The following is a 17,093-nucleotide window of genomic DNA, read 5'->3' as shown; positions in this document are numbered from 1 at the left end:
CGAGGCGCTGCTCCAGCACATCGAACGCGACCTGGTCGCCCACACCGGCGGACGCCTCGGTGATGACGTCGCCCTCCTCGCCATCCGCCGGGCCCACATCCCCCATGACGAAGCGGGAGAAGGCGAAGACCGACAGCGGTACGAGCGGACTGCCGAGCCCTCCCCGGAGGACGTCGGCGCGCTACGGGCGCCTCGGTCTCAGTTCCGGTCTCAGTTCCGGTTTCAGCCCTTGCGTGTTCCGCGGCCCGGCCGGTCCTTCGGCGTTCGCTGGGCCCCGGCCGAGTTCGCCGCCGCGACCGGCAGGCGTACTTTTGAAATCAGGCAAGGGTGACTTCCCGGTCGGAACGTCCAGGCCTCGGTGGAGGCCACGAGGGCGCAGGCGAGATCCTCGGGCGGCGGCCTGGGGTCCAGGGCACTGGACCACGGATCCGAGCGGGGTGCGACTCACACAGCAGGCGCGGAGGGGCCATGGCCGAGCTCGGTAAGGCGGGCGACCCGCCGAACCCTGCCACGGTGCTGCGCGAGCCCGCACGGCTGGCCGCGGTGGACGCCGTCCGCGCGGTCGACCAGCTGACCGTGGACGCCTTCGCCCGGTCCGTGAGCCTGGCCGTACGGCTGCTGGACGCCCGAATGGCGCTGATCAGCCTGGCCGGGGCGGACCAGCAGTTCGTCCGGGCCGGGATCGGCGCGGCCGTACCGCGGCACGGGGAGCGGGAGCGGGTCGACTGGGGCTTCTGCTCCGAGGTGGTGGTGTCCGGCCGGCCACTGGTCATCGACGACGTACGGAACGACTCCGAGCACCGGTCCGACCTCGCGGTCGCCGCCACCGGCATGCGCGCGTACCTGGGCGTGCCGCTGCTCCTGGAGGAGCTGCCGATCGGAGTGCTGTACGTGCTCGACACCAAGCCGCGACTGTGGGACACGGAGCAGCGGCACGCCCTGGAGCAGCTGGGGACGTCGGTGATGAGCGAGATCCGGTTGCGGCTGGACGCGGCCGAACGCGGCCGGCTCTACGAGCGGGCCGCGGCCGCCGCCGTGGCCGAGCACAGACGGTCCCGGCAGTTGCAGGACCTGGCGCGGGCAAGTCTGCGGATCAATGCCGCGCCGTCGCTGGAGTACGCCCTCCAGACGGTCACCGAGGAGGCCAGGGCGCTGGTGGGCACGCACCAGTCGGTCACCAGCATGACCAGGAACCTCCGCTGGGCGCAGGCGATCAACGCCGTCTCCCTGTCGGACAAGTACAGCGAGTACCGCTTCTTCGACGCACCCCCGGTCGGGGAGGGGATCTACGTCCTGGTGTGCAGGGACAACCAGCCGATGCGGATGACCCAGGAGGAGCTGGAGGCCCATCCGGCCTGGCGGGGCTTCGGTGCCTACGCCCCGGTTCATCCGCCGATGCGTGGTTGGCTGGCCGTCCCGCTGATCGCGACCGACGGTCGCAACCTGGGTCTGATCCAGCTCTCGGACAAGGAGGACGGCGGCGAGTTCACACCCGACGACGAGGCGATCCTCGTCCAGCTCGCCCAGCTGGCCTCGGCGAGCATCGAGAAGGCCGCGGCGCTGGAGAACCAGTACGAGATCGCCCGCACCCTGCAGAGCAGCCTGCTGCCGCAGCAGCTGCCCGAGCACTCGGCGGTGTCGGCCGCCTCCCGCTATCTGCCCGCCGCACCCCGCGCCGGGGTGGGCGGCGACTGGTTCGACGTGATCGGGCTCTCCGGTGCCCGGGTCGCGCTGGTGGTCGGGGACGTGGTCGGACACGGCATCCACGCCGCAGCGGCCATGGGCAGGCTGCGTACGGCCGTACGCACGCTCGCCGATGTCGATCCCACCCCGGAGGAGCTGCTCACCCGGTTGGACGACCTGGTGAACCGGCAGTCCGCGGAATCGGGCGCCGACGACGGCGCCGACCCGGCACACGGAGGCACCGGGGACGTCGGGACCACCTGCCTGTACGCGGTGTACGACCCGGTGACCGGGCGCTGCACGCTGGCCGGTGCCGGCCATCCGGCGCCCATCATGGTGTCTCCGGACGGCAGCGCCGATTTCCTCGACCTGCCCTCCGGGCCCCCGCTCGGTGTCGGCGGTGTGCCGTTCGAGACGGTGGAGGTGGAGGTGCCGGAGGGCAGTCTGCTCGCCTTCTACACCGACGGCCTGGTCGAGTCCCGGCAGCGCGACATGGAAGCGGGGCTGGAGGAACTGCGCCAGGCGCTGACCGAGCCGTGCGACTCGCTGGAAGCGCTGTGCGACCACGTGGTCAAGACGCTGCTGCCCGAGCCTCCGTCCGACGACGCCGCGCTGCTGCTCGTCCGGCCGCACGCCCTGGACGAGACGCGGGTCGCCACCTGGGACATCGCGGCGGAACCGGCCGAAGTGGCCCGGATCCGCGCCCGCACCGCCCGCCTGCTGGCGACCTGGGGTCTGGAGGAGATCGGCTTCGTGACCGAGTTGGTGGTGAGCGAGCTGGTCACCAACGCCATCCGGTACGGCCAGCCCCCCATACAGATGCGGCTCATCTACGACCGGTCGATCATCTGCGAGGTCTCCGACGCCAGCAGTACCGCTCCCCATCTGCACCAGGCCCGCATCTACGACGAGGGCGGACGCGGCCTGATGCTGGTCGCCCGGCTCACCCAGCGCTGGGGCACCCGGCACGCCCGCGACGGCAAGACCATCTGGTGCGAGCAGCCCCTGCCCGGGGAAGGCCCGCCCGGGGAAGGCCTGCCCGTGGGGGGCCTGCCGCTGGAGGGCCTGCCCATGGAGGGCCTGTCCCTGGAGGACCTGTCCGTGGAGGGTCTGCTGCCGCCCGACCCGGAGCAGTGATCCGGCCTTTTCACGCGGCCGGGGTGCCCGCGTGCCCCGGTCGGGCCGCCCGCCGTGATCCGTAGAACGATCGGGGGCTGCCACCGGGGGCCGTGTAGTCTCACCGCCCAGTTGTGACATGCACGGGACACCGGGACACCGGGGCACGAGGACAGGGGCGGGGGACGGTCATGACGTATCGGCGCGCGGCGATACCGGCGCTGGTCGGGGGGCTGCTGATCACGGCGCTGCTGTGGTGGGCGGGGGCGAGCGTGCAGGCACTGCACCTGGCGGGCACCGCCGACGCGATCGGCGGCCGGGCCGCCGCCGACCTCGAACGCTGGCTCATCCCCTGGTCGTACGACCCTCCGGACGTCGTGCGGTTCGGTGCGGGGGCGTCCGACTGGGTCAACGGCACACCCGATCCGGACGGAGCCCGCTACCTGGCGCTCTACCACACCGCGCTCCAGATCCGCTTCGCCGCGGTGTTCGCCTTCTTCGTGCCCGGCGCGCTGCACCTGGTCCGCAGGCTGCCGCCGGTGCACGGCCGGCTGCCCGCCACGCTGCTCGCGGTGTGGGCCTGGGGTCTGGTGGCGGGGACCCTGGCGGTGACCGTCTCCGCGCCGTGGGTGATCGCCTCGCAGGGGCGCGGCAGTTACCGCTTCCTGCCCCAGCTGGCGGCCGCGCTCTCGGCCGGGTGCCAGATTCTGGTGGTGGCCGCGCTGGTGGCGGCGGCGGGGACGGTGCTCGCGGCCCGGATCACCGTCAAGGGCGCCGGTCCGCTGCCGAGGCAGGCGGTCCCGCCGCGGGCCGCCCGCCTGTCCGCCACAGCCGGGACCGCGGTCGTCGCCCTGTCCGTGGTCGTCCTCTCCTACCAGTCGGTGGCAGCCGCCCTCCAGAGGTTCGACCCGCTCGGCGGGATGTTCGCCGAACCGGGTGACCTGCTGCGTGGCTGGCTGCTGCTCGGCGGCTGGGCGGGCCCGGCGGGCACGCCGTTCGGCGACTGGCTCCTGTACCGGGTCCCCGACGTACTGCTGCTGGTCGTGGTGTGGTGGGCGCTGCGGTGGCTGCCCGTCCTGCTGGTCCGGTCCACCGTTCCGGCGATGGCCGTCGGCGCGGTGTGCGCGACCGTCCTCGGGCTGCTGGCGAGCCAGTTGCTGCGGACGGTGACGGACGGGGCGGGCCTGCGCTGGGGGCTGATCTATCTGTCCTCGGGCCTCGGTTACGGCGTTCCGGCCGCCCTGACCTGCGGTCTGGTGGCGGGAGTCGCGGCTGTCGCGACGCTGCGGCTGACGGTGGGCCGTGCCGACGACGTCCCCGAAGCCGTGCCCCCCGCCGAGAGCCCTGCCCACTCCTAGGGCCTGTTGCGAAAGTCCCGCCTGCCCCGCGACGCCATGCACGCACTCTCGCCGCACCGGGCCCTGACCCAAGTACATCCAGTACGAGGGCCAGGGCCCGGCACGCCGAGAGCACGCACCTGACGCCGCGAGGCCCGCCCTCCGGGCGGACGACGGGACTTTCGCAACAGGCCCTAGGGCCTGTCCCCGGGGCCTGGGCGGCCCACCTCTGGGCGACCCCAGGGGCGGGCCGCCCTTCGGCGGACGGCGGGAACGCGACGACGGGACCGGGCGGTTCAGTGCGCGGCGCGGGTGTGCGTGCGCTCGAAGACGGAGAAGGCCGCCTCCTGGCGCCACTCGACCTCCGCCCTGGGGCTGCCGGACAGCAGGCGCCGACAGGCCGGGGTCCGCACGGGCAGGCCGGGGCGCTCACCGCGGCAGACGGGCACGACCCGGTAGCCCGCCGTGGTCGGACTGCCCTGCCACAGGCTCGCACCGGGCAGGAAGGCGTACTGGAGCGAGGCGCGCGCGAGATCCTTCAAGTCGGCGTAGGAAAGGCCGTAGGTCCTGGCGGCGTACTGGTACTCGTGGCTGATGTCGATCCGGGACACGCCGGGGTCGTCGGTGGCCAGCACGACGGGGACGCCGTAGCGGCGGTACGTGGCGAAGGGGTGGTCGGCGCCCTTCACGCCGAGGATCTGGGCGTTGCTGGTGAAGGGCACTTCGACGGCGACCTGGCGGGCGGCCATGGTGCGGGCCGTGCGCCGCCAGTCGTCCTCGTGGACGAGGTCGACGCCGTGCCCGACGCGCTCGGTGCGGGCGACGTCGACGGCCTCCTCGATGTGGAACCTCAGGTCCTGCGGCTTGACCAGTCCGGGCCACAACTCGCCTGCATGCAAGCTGACATGGGCCTCCGGGTACTGGCCGCGCAGATAGCGCACCATGCGCATCTGAAGGCGGTAGTCGCGCAGGGCGACGTCCCCGTCCTCCGGCTGGACCAGGTTGACCGCGTACCCGACCGGGTGACCGCACGGAATTGCGCGGACGTCACCCGGGCGGCTGACGGACGCATGGCATGGGCCGCGGTTTTCGCGCCGCTTCCAGGAGGATTGCGGTGAAGCGGTGGGAACCGGACGCGATGTGATGCGGCGTCGAAGCAACCGGCGCCGCCTAGGTGACATCCTGGTGAACGAGGTGCGCCGTACGGGCGCCGTTGCCGTCGGACGGGATGAGGGCCGTGGTGGAGCCGAGGATCGCTGTCGCCGTGGTGACCATGGGCAACCGGCCCGCCGAGGTCGACGCCCTGCTGGAGTCCGTGGCCAAGCAGGATCTCGCGCCCGCGCGCATCGTGATCGTCGGCAACGGGTGCCGGCTGCCCGAGTTCGCCCGCCGGCTGTCCCTGCCCGGCGAGGTCACGGCGGTGGAACTCGACGAGAACCTCGGCTGCCCCGGCGGGCGCAACGTCGCCCTGGCCCGGCTGCGGGAGTTCGGGGACGTCGATGTGGTCGTGGAGCTGGACGACGACGGGCTCCTCGTCGACGCCGACGTACTGCGCCGGGTACGGGATCTGTACGCCGCCGACCCGCGCCTGGGCATCGTCGGCTTCCGCATCGCCGACGAGCGCGGCGAGACCCAGCAGCGGCACGTGCCGCGGATCGGCGGGGCGGACCCGATGCGGGGCGGGTACGTCACCGGGTTCCTCGGCGGCGGGCACGCGCTGCGGACGGCGATGCTGGAGCAGACCGGGGACTGGCCCGCGGAGTTCTTCTTCGCGCACGAGGAGACCGATCTGGCCTGGCGTGCCGCCGACGCCGGCTGGAAGATCCTCTACGCGCCCGAGCTGCTCCTGCGGCACCCGAAGACCTCGCCCGCCCGGCACGCCATCTACTACCGGGTCACCGCCCGCAACCGGGTCTGGCTGGCCCGGCGGCGGCTGCCGCTCCCGCTCGTCCCGGTCCACCTCGGCGTGTGGACGCTGCTCACCCTGGCGCGGACCCGTTCGCTCGCCGGGCTGCGGGCCTGGTTCGGCGGCTTCGTGGAGGGGCTGCGCGAGCCCGCGGGGGAGCGGCGGCCCATGCGCTGGCGGACCGTGTGGCGACTCACCCGGCTCGGCCGGCCGCCGGTGATCTGACCCACCGGTCGTCCGACCCGCCGGATCGCGGTCCGCGCGCGTCCGTGCTCGCGTTCACTTCGCGTCGGCGTAGCACTCCACCACCGCCGTCGTGAACGGAAACCGCACCGGGGTCTCGCCGAACGTCAGCCGGCCCGCCAGCTCCGCGGCCTGCCGGATCGCCTCGACGACCGTGTCCGCCTCCTCCTTCGGGCAGTGCACGATCACCTCGTCGTGCTGGAAGAAGACCAGCTCGGCCGCCATGTCCCGGCAGCTGCGGCGCAGCGCCGCGAGCAGCAGCAGGGCCCAGTCGGCGGCGCTGCCCTGGACGACGAAGTTGCGGGCGAAGCGGCCCCGGGCGCGCGAGTCGGCGGAGGCGTACCCCGGCATCCAGTCCTGGCCGGCGGGTGGTGCGGTGGCCGGGTCGTCCTGCGGGAGGCCCGCCTCACCGGTCGCGTCCTCGGCCGCCCCGGCGGCCGGAGGACAGGTGCGGCCCAGCCAGGTTCGTACGAGCCGGCCCTCCTCGCCCGCGCGGGCGGCCTCGTCGACGTAGGCCACCGCCTTCGGGAAGCGGCGTCTGAGGGCGGCGAGGTTCTTCAGGCCGTCGCCGGAGGTCTGCCCGTAGACCGCGCCGAGCACGGCGAGTTTCGCCTGGGCGCGGTCGCCGGAGAAGGCCCGGTCGGACACCGACTGGTAGAGGTCGGCGTCCCGGCCCGCCACCTCCATCAGCCCCGGGTCGCGGGAGACGGCCGCCAGCACTCGCGGCTCCATCTGGGCGGCGTCGGCCACGACAAGGCGCCAGCCGGGGTCGGCCACCACGGCCCGGCGGATGACCTTGGGGATCTGGAGCGCGCCCCCGCCGTTGGTCACCCAGCGGCCGGTGACCGTGCCGCCGGCGAGGAACTCCGGTCTGAACCGCCCCTCCCGCACCCAGTCCTGGAGCCAGGACCAGCCGTGGGCTACCCAGATCCGGTACAGCCTCTTGTACTCCAGCAGCGGTTCGACGGCCGGGTGGTCGACCGACCTCAGCTCCCAGCGGCGGGTGGACTTCACCCTGATCCCGGCCCGGGCGAAGGCCTTGACCACGTCGGCGGGAAGATCCGGCCGCACCCGGTGGCCGAAGGCCGCGGACACCTCGTCCGCGAGTTCGGCCAGGCGGCGGGGCTCGCCGCCGCCCGCGTACCGCTCGCCGAGCAGTTCGCGGAGCACCGCGCGGTGCACGTCCGCGCGCCAGGGCAGTCCCGCACGGTTCATCTCGGCCGCCACCAGCGTGCCCGCCGACTCGGCGGCGGTCAGCAGACGCATCCGGCCGGGGTGCTCGGCGCGTGCGTGCCGTCGCTGCTGGCCGGCGTAGACCGCGAGCAGGTCCGCCAGCGGCAGGCGCACGCCCTGCGGTTCGAAGAGTGAGGACTGTGCGCCGGGTTCGGCGGACCGGTGCGGCGGATCCGGCGGTACCGGGCCGCCGCGCAGCCGGGCCAGGGCGGCGGCGGCCGAGCGGGGCTCGCCGTGACGTCCCTCGTGACCGAGGAGGAGCGTCTCGGCGACCTCGATGTCGTAGCACCGCTCCACCCGTACGCCCGCGGCGAGCAGACGGGGATGGACCTCGGCGGTGGATCGCCACACCCATCGCGTGACGTCCGGTCTGCCGCGGACCGCCTCCGCGAGGTCCGCGGCACGGTGCACCGGACCGGCGGGCAGGCCGTCCCGGCCGAGGGGGGCGACCTCGGCGCCGCCGTCCTCGGCCGGTGCAAGAGCCCACCGGTCGGTCATGTCGGCGAGTGTCGCAGGAAGGTCTGACAACGGGCTGCGACCTGCTGCTCAGCAGGCCGGTCAGCCGTCCTGTCCGCTGCCCTGATCGCCGTTGTGCGCCTCCCGGTCCTCGTCCTGCCGGGCACGGTCCTTCACCAGCTCCGCCAGGGCCGCCGCGACGTACTCCTCGGCGCGCGCCTTGTCCAGGCCGAGGCCGCTGAGGACGCCCTCGCCGTTCTCCAGCTCCAGCAGGGCCAGCAGGATGTGCTCGGTGCCGATGTAGTTGTGGCCGAGGCGCAGGGCCTCGCGGAAGGTGAGTTCCAGGGCCTTCTTGGCGGCCGAGCCGTACGGGACCAGCTCGGGGGCGTCGGCGGACGCCGGCGGGAGGGCGGCGGTCGCGGCCTCGCGGACCGCGTCCAGGGTGACGCCCTGGGCCTCGACGGCCTGCGCGGCCATGGCCTCCGGCTCGGTGAGCAGCCCGAGGACCAGGTGCGCGGGCGTTCCCTCGGCGCTCCTGGCGGCCTTGGCCTCCTCGTGGGCGGCCATGACCACCTTGCGGGCGCGGGGCGTGTAGCGGTTGAACCCCTGACTGGGGTCGAGGTCGGCCGACTCCTTGGGCACGAACCGCTTCTGCGCGGCCTGCCGAGTGACGCCCATGCTCCTGCCGATGTCGGTCCAGGAGGCGCCGGAGCGGCGGGCCTGGTCGACGAAGTGCCCGATGAGGTGGTCGGCCACCTCGCCGAGGTGCTCACCGGCGAGTACGGCGTCCTGGAGCTGTTCGAGGGGTTCCTGGTGGACCTGTTTGATGGCCGAGATGAGGTCGTCCAGACGGACGCTCGACCTGATGGTGGGGTTCGTCATGTGTCAACCGTAGGTTGCGCTCCCAGGGGTGTCAACCGCGAGTTGACACTCCTGGGGGAGTTTTCGGGGCCATCTCTGTCCACAGGGTGTGGACAGAGTCTTGCGTGCCTCGTGGCACCATCGACCGGTGAGTACGTCCAGCACCGTCGACCGGGCCTTCCGGGCCGCCCTCTACGCACCCTCCGGCGACGCCCTCGACACCGGCGCCTCCCTGCTGGCGGCCGACTCCGCGGCGGACGCCGAACTCCTCCGGCGCGGGCGGGAGTTCGTGGCGACGGCGTGGCAGCGCGGCTGGCAGCCCGCCGATGTCGCGCGGATCGTCGGGCGGGAGCTCGGCGAGGTCCATGCGTGGCTGCTCGCGGCGCTCGTCCGCGCGCAGGCGGCCGACGACCGGCCGCGCGGCCCGCGCTGGACCGCCCAGCTCGACGCGCTGCCGCCCGCGGAACCGCCCCGCACCGACCGCTTCTCGCACGCCACCGCTGTCCTGGAGCTCTACCGCCTGCTGCTGCGGCTCCCCGCGCTCGAACCGCTGGACGAGCCCGCGCCCGCCTCCCGGACCGAGTCCCGCATGCTCACCCGGATCCGGGCGCTGCTCGCCAAGGCGGAGGCCACCGGCTATCCGGAGGAGGCGGAGGCGCTGAGCGCGAAGGCGCAGGAGCTGATGGCGCGGCACAGCGTCGACGAGGCGCTGCTCGCCGCCCGCGCCCCTGCACCCGACGCACCCGGCGCCTGCCGGATCGGTGTCGAGCCGCCGTACGAGCAGGCCAAGGCCGTGCTGCTGGACGCCGTCGCCACCGCGAACCACTGCCGCGCCGTGTGGAACGAGGCCCTCGGTTTCTCCACCGTCGTCGGCTTCGAGGCCGACCTGGAGGCGGTCGAACTGCTCTACGCCTCGCTGCTGGTCCAGGCCACGACCGCGATGACCCGGGCGGAGGCGGCCCAGCGGGCGGGCGGGCGCAAGCGGACGAAGACCTTCCGGCAGTCCTTCCTCGCCGCCTACGCCCACCGCGTCGGCGCCCGCCTCGCGGCCGCCGCCGAGACCCAGGTGACCGCGGACCTGCTGCCCGTCCTGGCGACCCGGGACGTCGCGGTCACCGACCGCGTGGACCGCTTGTTCCCGGAGACGACCACGACCCGCCTGCGCGGGGTGAGCGACACCGCGGGGTGGACGGAGGGCGCCCGGGCGGCGGACCGGGCCCGGGTGACGTCCCGCCCGCCGCTCGGCCGACGCGCCGCGCCACCCGCGTGAACGGCCTCGCGGTCAGTCGCCGGCCTGCTGGAAGGCCGTCACCGACGCGTCCGGGTCACCCGCGCTCTTCTTCCCCTGGACCGGGCCGTAGGACCACGGGAAGTCCCGGCTGCCGGACGCTCCGGGCAGGCTGAGCCTCAGGGTCGTCACCGCGAGGCCCTTGGCGTCGCCCTTCTCGCCCCGCACATAGGTGAGGGTGAAGGCCGCCGTGTCGTTCTTGGCGAGGGTGAGCCTCTCCGGCGTTCCGGACCCCTCGCGCGGGACGGTCGCCGTGGCGCCGCCGGCGGACAGGGTGATGCCCGGGAATCCCTCCAGGGTGCACCGGGCACCCCGGTTGGTGACGGTGACGGGCACATTGCCCGTGTCCCCGGCGGCGGGTGCGGCGTTGGCCGGGCCGACCTGGATCGCGAGCTCGCCGATCCGGCAGGCCGTGCCGTCGGTGTTCTTCTCCCCGGAGCCGGAGCCGGAGCCGGAGCCGGAGCCGGAGCCGGACCCGGAGCCGGTGTCGCCGCCGCTCCCGCAGGCGGTGAGCAGGAGGGCCGCGGCGAGGGCGGTGACGGTGGCCGAGGTGGTCGCGGCCGGCGGGCTCACCGTCACCGGCGTGATCACCGCCGTCGACCCCGCGCTGGTTCTGCCGTACCTCGGCAACGGCGACGACCTGGCCGACGGTGGGCTCGCGGCGGCCGCCACCGACCAGCGGACGGTCGCGGACACCTTCGCCCGGCAGCTGGAATACGCGCCCGTGCTCGCCGTCGCCGACTCCCCGGAGGCGGACGAGGAGGACCACGAACTGCTCACGCAGCTCCATCCGACGGCCCGCCGGGTCCCGATCGGCCACGGTGACCCGGCGGGCTCCGCGCGCGCGGACGCGCCTGTGGCCGCACGCGCGCAAAACGTCGCCGGCCGTTCCGAGCTGGCCCACGCCGCCCTCGCCGGATTCGACGTCGAGGCGGCCGGTGCGGCCCAGCATCCGGCGTGCGCGCTGCTGCCCGCCGAGGCGGACGCGCACGGCGTCTCGACGCTGGTCTGGCGTGGCCGCAGGCCCTTCCATCCGGAGCGGCTGTACGCGGCCCTGGAGGACCTGACCTGTGCCGCCGCCCGCAGCCGGGGCCGGTTCTGGCTGGCCGACCGGCCCGACACGCTGCTGCACTGGGACGCGGCCGGCGGCGCGCTGTGCGTGGAGGGCGTCGGGCCCTGGCTCGCCGCCCTGCCGGACGCGGCCTGGGAGATGGTCCCGCCGGTGCGCCGGGTCGCCGCCGCGCTGGACTGGCACCCGGAGCACGGCGACCGCTGCCAGCACCTCGTCTTCACGTCCCCCGGCCTCGACCGCGACGGCCTCGAACGGCTGCTGGAGTCCTGCCTGCTGACCGACGCCGAGTACGCCGCCGGACACGACGCCTGGAAGGGCGTGCCGTCCGCCTTCGACACCCTCCTGGAGGTCTGACCCATGCCCCGCAAGAGCGACCGCAAGCCCGTCAAGTCCCGGCCCAACCCGCTGGAGAAGGCCGGGATCGACTACATCGACTACAAGGACACCGACCTGCTGCGGAAGTTCATCTCCGACCGCGGCAAGATCCGCAGCCGCCGGGTCACCCGGGTCACGGCCCAGCAGCAGCGACTGCTGGCGCGGGCGATCAAGAACGCGCGGGAGATGGCGCTGCTGCCGTACTCCATCCGCTGATCGGGCCCGGGACGACGCACACCACTAATAGGTAGGAGATTCCCTACGCTTGACGCGTAGGGAATCTCCTACCTATTGTCGTCTCCATGAACATCACTCACGCTTCCTTCGTGACCGTCCCCGTCAGTGACCAGGACCGGGCCCTGCGCTTCTACACGGATGTCCTCGGCTTCGAGGTCACCGCCGACCGGGACATGCCCCAGGGCCGCTGGCTCCAGGTGGCACCCGCCGGCGCGCAGACGGTCTTCACGCTCTCCGGGCCGGGGATGGGGGGTTTCGAGCCCGGATCGGTACGGGGGATCATGTTGGTCACGACCGATGTCGACGCCGACTGCGCGCGGCTCGCGCAGGCGGGGGTCTCCGTGCAGGGCCCGGACGACCTGCCCTGGGGCCGCATGGCCTCCTTCAGCGACCTCGACGGCAACGGTCTGATGCTGCTGACCGAGAAGGAAGGTTTCTGACCGCCGCCATGAACGGGACGAGAACCGTATGAGCGGGGCGGGTACCGCCGCGGAGGACCGGGTCTTCGCCGCGCTCGCCAACGCCACCCGACGCGAGGTGCTGCGGCTGCTGCGCGAGGAGGGGCCACAGCCCGTCCAGGACCTGGCCGACCGCTTCGCCATGCGCCGCCCCAGCCTCTCGGAACACCTCAAGGTGCTCCGGGAGGCCGGCCTCGTCTCCGAGCAGCGCTCCGGGCGGCAGCGCATCTACCGCCTGGAGGCGGCCCCCCTGGCCGACGTGCAGGACTGGCTCCACCCGTACGAGCGGTTCTGGCGCGGCCGGATGAAGGAACTCGGCGCGCTGCTGGACCGTATGCCCGACGACGACCGCGCCTGAGCACCGACCCTTGCGGTGACCGCACCCGAGCACTGACCCCCGCGGTGACCGCACCCGAGCACCGACCCCCGCGGTGACCGCACCCGAGCACCGACCCCCGCGGTGACCGCACCCGAGCACCGACCCCCCACGGCGGCCGCACATGAGCACCGACCCCCACGACGACCTCACCACGATCCGCGTCGACCAGTTCTACGCGCACCCGCCCGCCAAGGTCTGGCGGGCCCTCACCGAGCCCTCGCTGCTCGCGCAGTGGCAGATGCCGGGCGCCGCGGACTTCCGCCTCGAGGTCGGCCACCGCTATCGGATGACCTCCGTGCCGCGGCCCAACTCCTCCTTCTCCGGCGCCGTCGACGTGGAGGTTCTCGCCTACGACGCCGAGCGGATGCTGGCCGTCCGCTGGAGGGACGCCGATCCGGCCAATCCCGTGGACTGGACACTCACCTGGACGTTGGAACAGGAGGGCCGCGGTACGCGTCTCTTCCTGGTGCACGAGGGATTCGATCCGGACGACCCGGCGCAGATGATGGCGCGCAAGATCATGGACGGGGGGTGGCGCTCGCATGTCCTGTGTGTTCTGGGGCAGACGCTCGAGCGGCTCGGGTGAAGCGGACGTCGGGGCTGTAACCGCTGGACCACGCCCTGTGCACGTGCATCTGCTCGCGCATATGCATGTGAACAAGGTTATGATCGCGATCAGTTGACCGAAGCATCCATGGCCACACCAGCCAGTGCACCACCGGGGAGCGACCTGTGGACCACGACGTTGAGGGCGGGTACGGGGGCGACGTGTACAACGGCATGGCGGCCACGCGGCTGCGCGGGGTGGCCTGGCAGAAGAGCCGGCACAGCAACTCGCAGGGGTCCTGCGTGGAGTTCGCGCGACTGCCGGGCGGAGACGTGGCGGTGCGCAACTCCCGCTTCCCCGACGGTCCCGCGCTCGTCTACACGCGCGCGGAGATCGAGGCGATGCTGCTCGGGGTCAAGGACGGGGAGTTCGACCACCTGATAGCGGGCTGACGCGCCGACCAGTGAGGTGCGCGACTCGGGGCGATCGGTGCGCAACGCGCGGTAACGCGCGTAGAACCACGGCGTCGAAGAGGGGCGCCGTTCGTCATGTGACGGACGCCAGCCGGAACAGTGCCCAGACCACCTTGCCGTCCAGGGCCCCGGTCAGCGGGTGCCAGCCCCAGCCGTCGCTGAAGGAGTCGACGAGGAAGAGGCCGCGGCCCGACTCCGCCGAGAAGTCGTCCGTCTCGCGGGCGACCGGACTTTCCCGGCTGGGGTCGCGCACCGCGCACACCAGCCGCCCGGTCCACCGCAACAGATGCAGCCGTACGGGCGAGTCGTGGTCGCACGAGTGCTCCGGCGACGACTCCGGCAGACCGTGCCGCAGGGCGTTGGTGACCAGCTCCGAGACGACCAGGCAGACGTCCTCGAACCGGTCGGCCAGGTCCCATCGGTCGAGCGTCGTGCCGGTGAACTGCCGTGCCTCGCGCACCGCTTCGTAGCGGGCGGGCAGTGCGCAGGAGGCGGCGCTGGACACGGCCGCGGGATCCAGCGGGGGAAGGCCCTGCCGTAACGGCTCGAGCATGGTCGATCCATTCGTCCCCATGCGAGGCACTCCCGGTAATCCGCGGTCGTTGCGATGCAGCGGTGGCGCGAGACCATGGTTTCGGATGCGTACACCAGATGCAAGGGCAGATGCACGTGCACGCGACCGAATTGGACCTCCCCGTACCGCTTACTGGTCATTTTTTCCGCCATCCACGCGTCATCCGCTGGTCTCCTGGTCGGCTCCTGCCGTGCGGATTCCTTGACCTCTTTCCGTTTCCGTAATCACGCGAGTACAGCTCGGAGTGAATTAGTGGCAGACTTCGGGCCTTGAAGACGGTTGGGGAGGCTGGCGAACGTGAGCGCGGGAGAGCCCGGATCGGTGGTGCGGCGCATGCTGCTCGGCTCGCAACTCAGGCGACTTCGTGAAGCGCGGGGCATCACGCGTGAGGCGGCCGGGTACTCGATCCGCGCCTCGGAATCGAAGATCAGCCGGATGGAGTTGGGCCGGGTGAGCTTCAAGACCCGAGACGTGGAAGACCTGTTGACGCTGTACGGCATCACGGACGGGGCGGAGCGCACCTCGCTGCTCTCCCTCGCCAGGGAGGCCAACGTCGCGGGCTGGTGGCACAGTTACTCCGACGTCCTGCCCAGCTGGTTCCCCACCTATGTGGGACTGGAGGGCGCGGCGTCGCTGATCCGCGTCTACGAGGTGCAGTTCGTGCACGGGCTGCTCCAGACCGAGGCGTACGCCCGGGCGGTGGTCCGGCGCGGTATGCAGGGCGCGAGCGAGGCCGACGTGGAGCGGCGGGTGGCGCTGCGCATGGAGCGGCAGAAGTACCTCGTCTCGGAGAACGCGCCCGACTTCCACATCGTCCTCGACGAGGCCGCCCTGCGCCGCCCCTACGGCGACCGCGACGTGATGCGCGGGCAGTTGCAGCACCTGATCGACTTCTCCGAGCGGCCCAACGTGCGGCTTCAGATCATGCCGTTCAGCTTCGGCGGGCACGCCGGCGAGTCCGGGGCCTTCACCGTCCTCAGCTTCCCCGAGTCGGACCTGTCGGACGTGGTCTACCTGGAGCAGCTCACCAGCGCGCTCTACCTGGACAAGCCCGAGGACGTCGCCCAGTACGAGAGGACGCTGGAGGAACTCCAGCACGACGGACCCGGCCCGGACGAGGGCCGCGACCTTCTGCGCGGGCTGCTCCAGCTCTCGTAGGGAAACCCCCCGAGAACCCGAATCGAACGCCCAACTCGCCTCGGGCGCACGTACGATGACCCGTGATCAGACCGTGAAGAAGTGATCGGGGGTTGATCGGGCTCCGACTGCTTCGACCGTCTCGCAGCAGGGGATCGAGGGAGCACATGCCGTCCTACTTCACCGACCTGGCCCAGCAGTACATCGACGGGCAGTGGCGCCCGGGCACCGGCTCCTGGGACATCATCGACTTCAACCCGTACGACGGGGAGAAGCTGGCCTCGATCACCATCGCCACGGTCGACGAGGTGGATCAGGCCTACCGCGCGGCCGCCCGCGTCCAGAAGGACTGGGCCGCCACCAACGCCCACGCCCGCCGGACCGTCTTCGAGAAGGCGCTGCGGCTGGTCGAGGAGCGGGAGGCGGAGATCGCCGACGTGATCATCGCCGAGCTCGGCGGCACCCGGCTGAAGGCCGCGTTCGAACTGCACCTCGCCAAGGAGTTCCTGCGCGAGTCGATCCACCTGACGCTGCGCCTCGAGGGGAAGATCCTTCCGTCCCCGGTCGACGGCAAGGAGAACCGCGTCTACCGGGTGCCCGTCGGCGTCGTGGGCGTCATCAGCCCCTTCAACTTCCCCTTCCTGCTGTCCCTGAAGTCGGTCGCCCCGGCGCTCGCCCTCGGCAACGGCGTGGTGCTCAAGCCGCACCAGGACACCCCGGTCACCGGCGGCTCCCTGGTCGCGAAGATCTTCGAGGACGCGGGGCTGCCGCCCGGTCTGCTCAACGTCGTCATCACGGACATAGCGGAGATCGGCGACGCCTTCGTCGAGCACCCCGTCCCCAAGGTCATCTCCTTCACCGGTTCCGACCGGGTCGGCCGGCACGTCGCCACCGTCTGCGCCTCCCACTTCAAGCGCTCGGTCCTGGAACTCGGCGGCAACAGCGCGGTCGTGGTCCTGGACGACGCCGACCTCGACTACGCGGTCGACGCGGCCGTCTTCAGCCGGTACGTCCACCAGGGCCAGGTGTGCATGGCCGCGAACCGGATCATGGTGGACCGCTCGGTCGCCGAGGAGTTCACCGGGAAGTTCGTCGCCAAGGTCAGGTCGCTGAAGGTCGGCGACCCGCGCGACCCGGAGACCGTCATCGGCCCGGTGATCAACTCCACCCAGGCCCACGCGGTCTCGGCCGCCGTCGAGCAGGCGATCGCCGAGGGGGCCACGGCCCTGCTGCACGGCGCCACCGCCGACAACCTCGTCGAGCCGTCGGTCCTGACGGACCTGCCCGCCGACTCCTCCCTGCTCCGCCAGGAGGTCTTCGGCCCGGTCGCCTTCGTCATCCCGTTCGACGGCGAGGAGGAGGCGGTCCGGATCGTCAACGACACCCCGTACGGCCTCAGCGGCGCCGTCCACACGGCGGACGTCGAGCGGGGCGTCGCCTTCGCCAAGCGGATCGACACCGGCATGTTCCACGTGAACGACGGCACCGTCCACGACGAGCCGCTCGTCCCCTTCGGCGGCGAGAAGCACTCCGGCATCGGCCGCCTGAACGGCGAGACCACCCTGGACGCCTTCACCACCCTGAAGTGGATCTCGGTCCAGCACGGCCGGAGCGGGTTCCCGTTCTGATGTTCGGAGCTTGAAGGTCGGGTCGGCTCAGTTGTCGGCCCGACCCGCGCGTGACGAGTCGAACCGGCACGAGAGCTTCCGGCTCCTGGG

Annotated in this window: 15 protein-coding genes and 2 pseudogenes; 12 read left to right on the top strand and 5 right to left on the bottom strand. The window is 72.5% G+C overall.

The window, feature by feature from the left end; genetic code table 11:
* Nucleotides 1-468: 468 nt before the first annotated feature.
* Complete coding sequence (locus tag ACIHCX_RS36460; protein ID WP_400037377.1) at nucleotides 469-2,820, top strand: SpoIIE family protein phosphatase; 2,352 nt, start codon at nucleotides 469-471, stop codon at nucleotides 2,818-2,820.
* Nucleotides 2,821-2,990: 170 nt separating this feature from the next.
* A complete protein-coding gene (locus ACIHCX_RS36455) occupies nucleotides 2,991-4,157 on the top strand; it encodes a hypothetical protein (protein ID WP_400037375.1) in 1,167 nt (388 codons plus the stop codon).
* Between the two features lie 275 nt (nucleotides 4,158-4,432).
* Here the strand turns inward: ACIHCX_RS36455 and ACIHCX_RS36450 are convergent.
* Nucleotides 4,433-5,146 (bottom strand): annotated as a pseudogene (locus tag ACIHCX_RS36450) (adenosine deaminase); the annotation flags it as partial.
* A 227-nt stretch (nucleotides 5,147-5,373) separates the two neighbouring features.
* Here ACIHCX_RS36450 and ACIHCX_RS36445 point away from each other — a divergent pair.
* On the top strand, nucleotides 5,374-6,267 hold the full coding sequence (locus ACIHCX_RS36445) for a glycosyltransferase family 2 protein (RefSeq protein ID WP_400037373.1): 894 nt from the start codon (nucleotides 5,374-5,376) through the stop codon (nucleotides 6,265-6,267).
* 54 nt (nucleotides 6,268-6,321) lie between these two features.
* Here the strand turns inward: ACIHCX_RS36445 and ACIHCX_RS36440 are convergent, their stop codons facing one another.
* Nucleotides 6,322-8,016: a bifunctional 3'-5' exonuclease/DNA polymerase gene (locus ACIHCX_RS36440; protein ID WP_400037371.1), complete on the bottom strand. Its 1,695-nt coding sequence runs from the start codon at nucleotides 8,014-8,016 to the stop codon at nucleotides 6,322-6,324.
* A 60-nt stretch (nucleotides 8,017-8,076) separates the two neighbouring features.
* On the bottom strand, nucleotides 8,077-8,856 hold the full coding sequence (locus tag ACIHCX_RS36435; protein ID WP_400037369.1) for a Clp protease N-terminal domain-containing protein: 780 nt from the start codon (nucleotides 8,854-8,856) through the stop codon (nucleotides 8,077-8,079).
* Between the two features lie 127 nt (nucleotides 8,857-8,983).
* On the opposite strand from ACIHCX_RS36435, the gene ACIHCX_RS36430 reads away from it, so the two are divergent.
* Entirely contained in the window at nucleotides 8,984-10,105 is a 1,122-nt protein-coding gene (locus ACIHCX_RS36430) for a DUF2786 domain-containing protein (RefSeq protein ID WP_400037367.1), read from the top strand.
* 12 nt (nucleotides 10,106-10,117) lie between these two features.
* Here the strand turns inward: ACIHCX_RS36430 and ACIHCX_RS36425 are convergent, their stop codons facing one another.
* The gene (locus tag ACIHCX_RS36425) at nucleotides 10,118-10,696 is read right to left on the bottom strand and encodes a DUF4232 domain-containing protein (protein ID WP_400037365.1); all 579 of its coding nucleotides are present in this window, start codon (nucleotides 10,694-10,696) and stop codon (nucleotides 10,118-10,120) included.
* Between ACIHCX_RS36425 and ACIHCX_RS36420 the strand changes: the two are divergent.
* The 6 genes and pseudogenes from ACIHCX_RS36420 to ACIHCX_RS36395 all read left to right on the top strand — a co-directional run.
* Nucleotides 10,665-11,549 (top strand): annotated as a pseudogene (locus ACIHCX_RS36420) (GTP-binding protein); the annotation flags it as partial. The gene ACIHCX_RS36425 and the pseudogene ACIHCX_RS36420 sit on opposite strands and share 32 nt — an antisense overlap.
* 3 nt (nucleotides 11,550-11,552) lie before the next feature.
* Entirely contained in the window at nucleotides 11,553-11,786 is a 234-nt protein-coding gene (rpsR, locus tag ACIHCX_RS36415; RefSeq protein WP_400037363.1) for a 30S ribosomal protein S18, read from the top strand.
* An 86-nt stretch (nucleotides 11,787-11,872) separates the two neighbouring features.
* Complete coding sequence (locus ACIHCX_RS36410; protein ID WP_400037361.1) at nucleotides 11,873-12,247, top strand: VOC family protein; 375 nt, start codon at nucleotides 11,873-11,875, stop codon at nucleotides 12,245-12,247.
* A 28-nt stretch (nucleotides 12,248-12,275) separates the two neighbouring features.
* Nucleotides 12,276-12,623 carry an ArsR/SmtB family transcription factor gene (locus ACIHCX_RS36405; protein WP_400037359.1) on the top strand — a complete coding sequence of 116 codons (348 nt, stop codon included), beginning with the start codon at nucleotides 12,276-12,278 and terminating at the stop codon, nucleotides 12,621-12,623.
* A 142-nt stretch (nucleotides 12,624-12,765) separates the two neighbouring features.
* Nucleotides 12,766-13,230, top strand: coding sequence for an SRPBCC domain-containing protein (locus ACIHCX_RS36400; RefSeq protein WP_400037357.1), 465 nt, complete (start codon nucleotides 12,766-12,768; stop codon nucleotides 13,228-13,230).
* 146 nt (nucleotides 13,231-13,376) lie between these two features.
* Complete coding sequence (locus ACIHCX_RS36395) at nucleotides 13,377-13,643, top strand: DUF397 domain-containing protein (RefSeq protein WP_390829918.1); 267 nt, start codon at nucleotides 13,377-13,379, stop codon at nucleotides 13,641-13,643.
* 94 nt (nucleotides 13,644-13,737) lie between these two features.
* Here the strand turns inward: ACIHCX_RS36395 and ACIHCX_RS36390 are convergent, their stop codons facing one another.
* Nucleotides 13,738-14,217: an ATP-binding protein gene (locus ACIHCX_RS36390; RefSeq protein WP_400037354.1), complete on the bottom strand. Its 480-nt coding sequence runs from the start codon at nucleotides 14,215-14,217 to the stop codon at nucleotides 13,738-13,740.
* A 354-nt stretch (nucleotides 14,218-14,571) separates the two neighbouring features.
* On the opposite strand from ACIHCX_RS36390, the gene ACIHCX_RS36385 reads away from it, so the two are divergent.
* Both ACIHCX_RS36385 and ACIHCX_RS36380 read left to right on the top strand, forming a co-directional pair.
* The gene (locus tag ACIHCX_RS36385) at nucleotides 14,572-15,396 is read left to right on the top strand and encodes a helix-turn-helix domain-containing protein (RefSeq protein WP_400037385.1); all 825 of its coding nucleotides are present in this window, start codon (nucleotides 14,572-14,574) and stop codon (nucleotides 15,394-15,396) included.
* Nucleotides 15,397-15,542: 146 nt separating this feature from the next.
* Entirely contained in the window at nucleotides 15,543-17,003 is a 1,461-nt protein-coding gene (locus ACIHCX_RS36380) for an aldehyde dehydrogenase family protein (RefSeq protein ID WP_400037352.1), read from the top strand.
* Nucleotides 17,004-17,093: the final 90 nt, after the last annotated feature.

It is taken from the genome of Streptomyces sp. NPDC052043, assembly GCF_044548235.1.
GTDB lineage: Bacteria > Actinomycetota > Actinomycetes > Streptomycetales > Streptomycetaceae > Streptomyces.
Note: the sequence above shows the minus strand (reverse complement) of the source record. Positions and strands in the feature narration are given on the sequence as shown.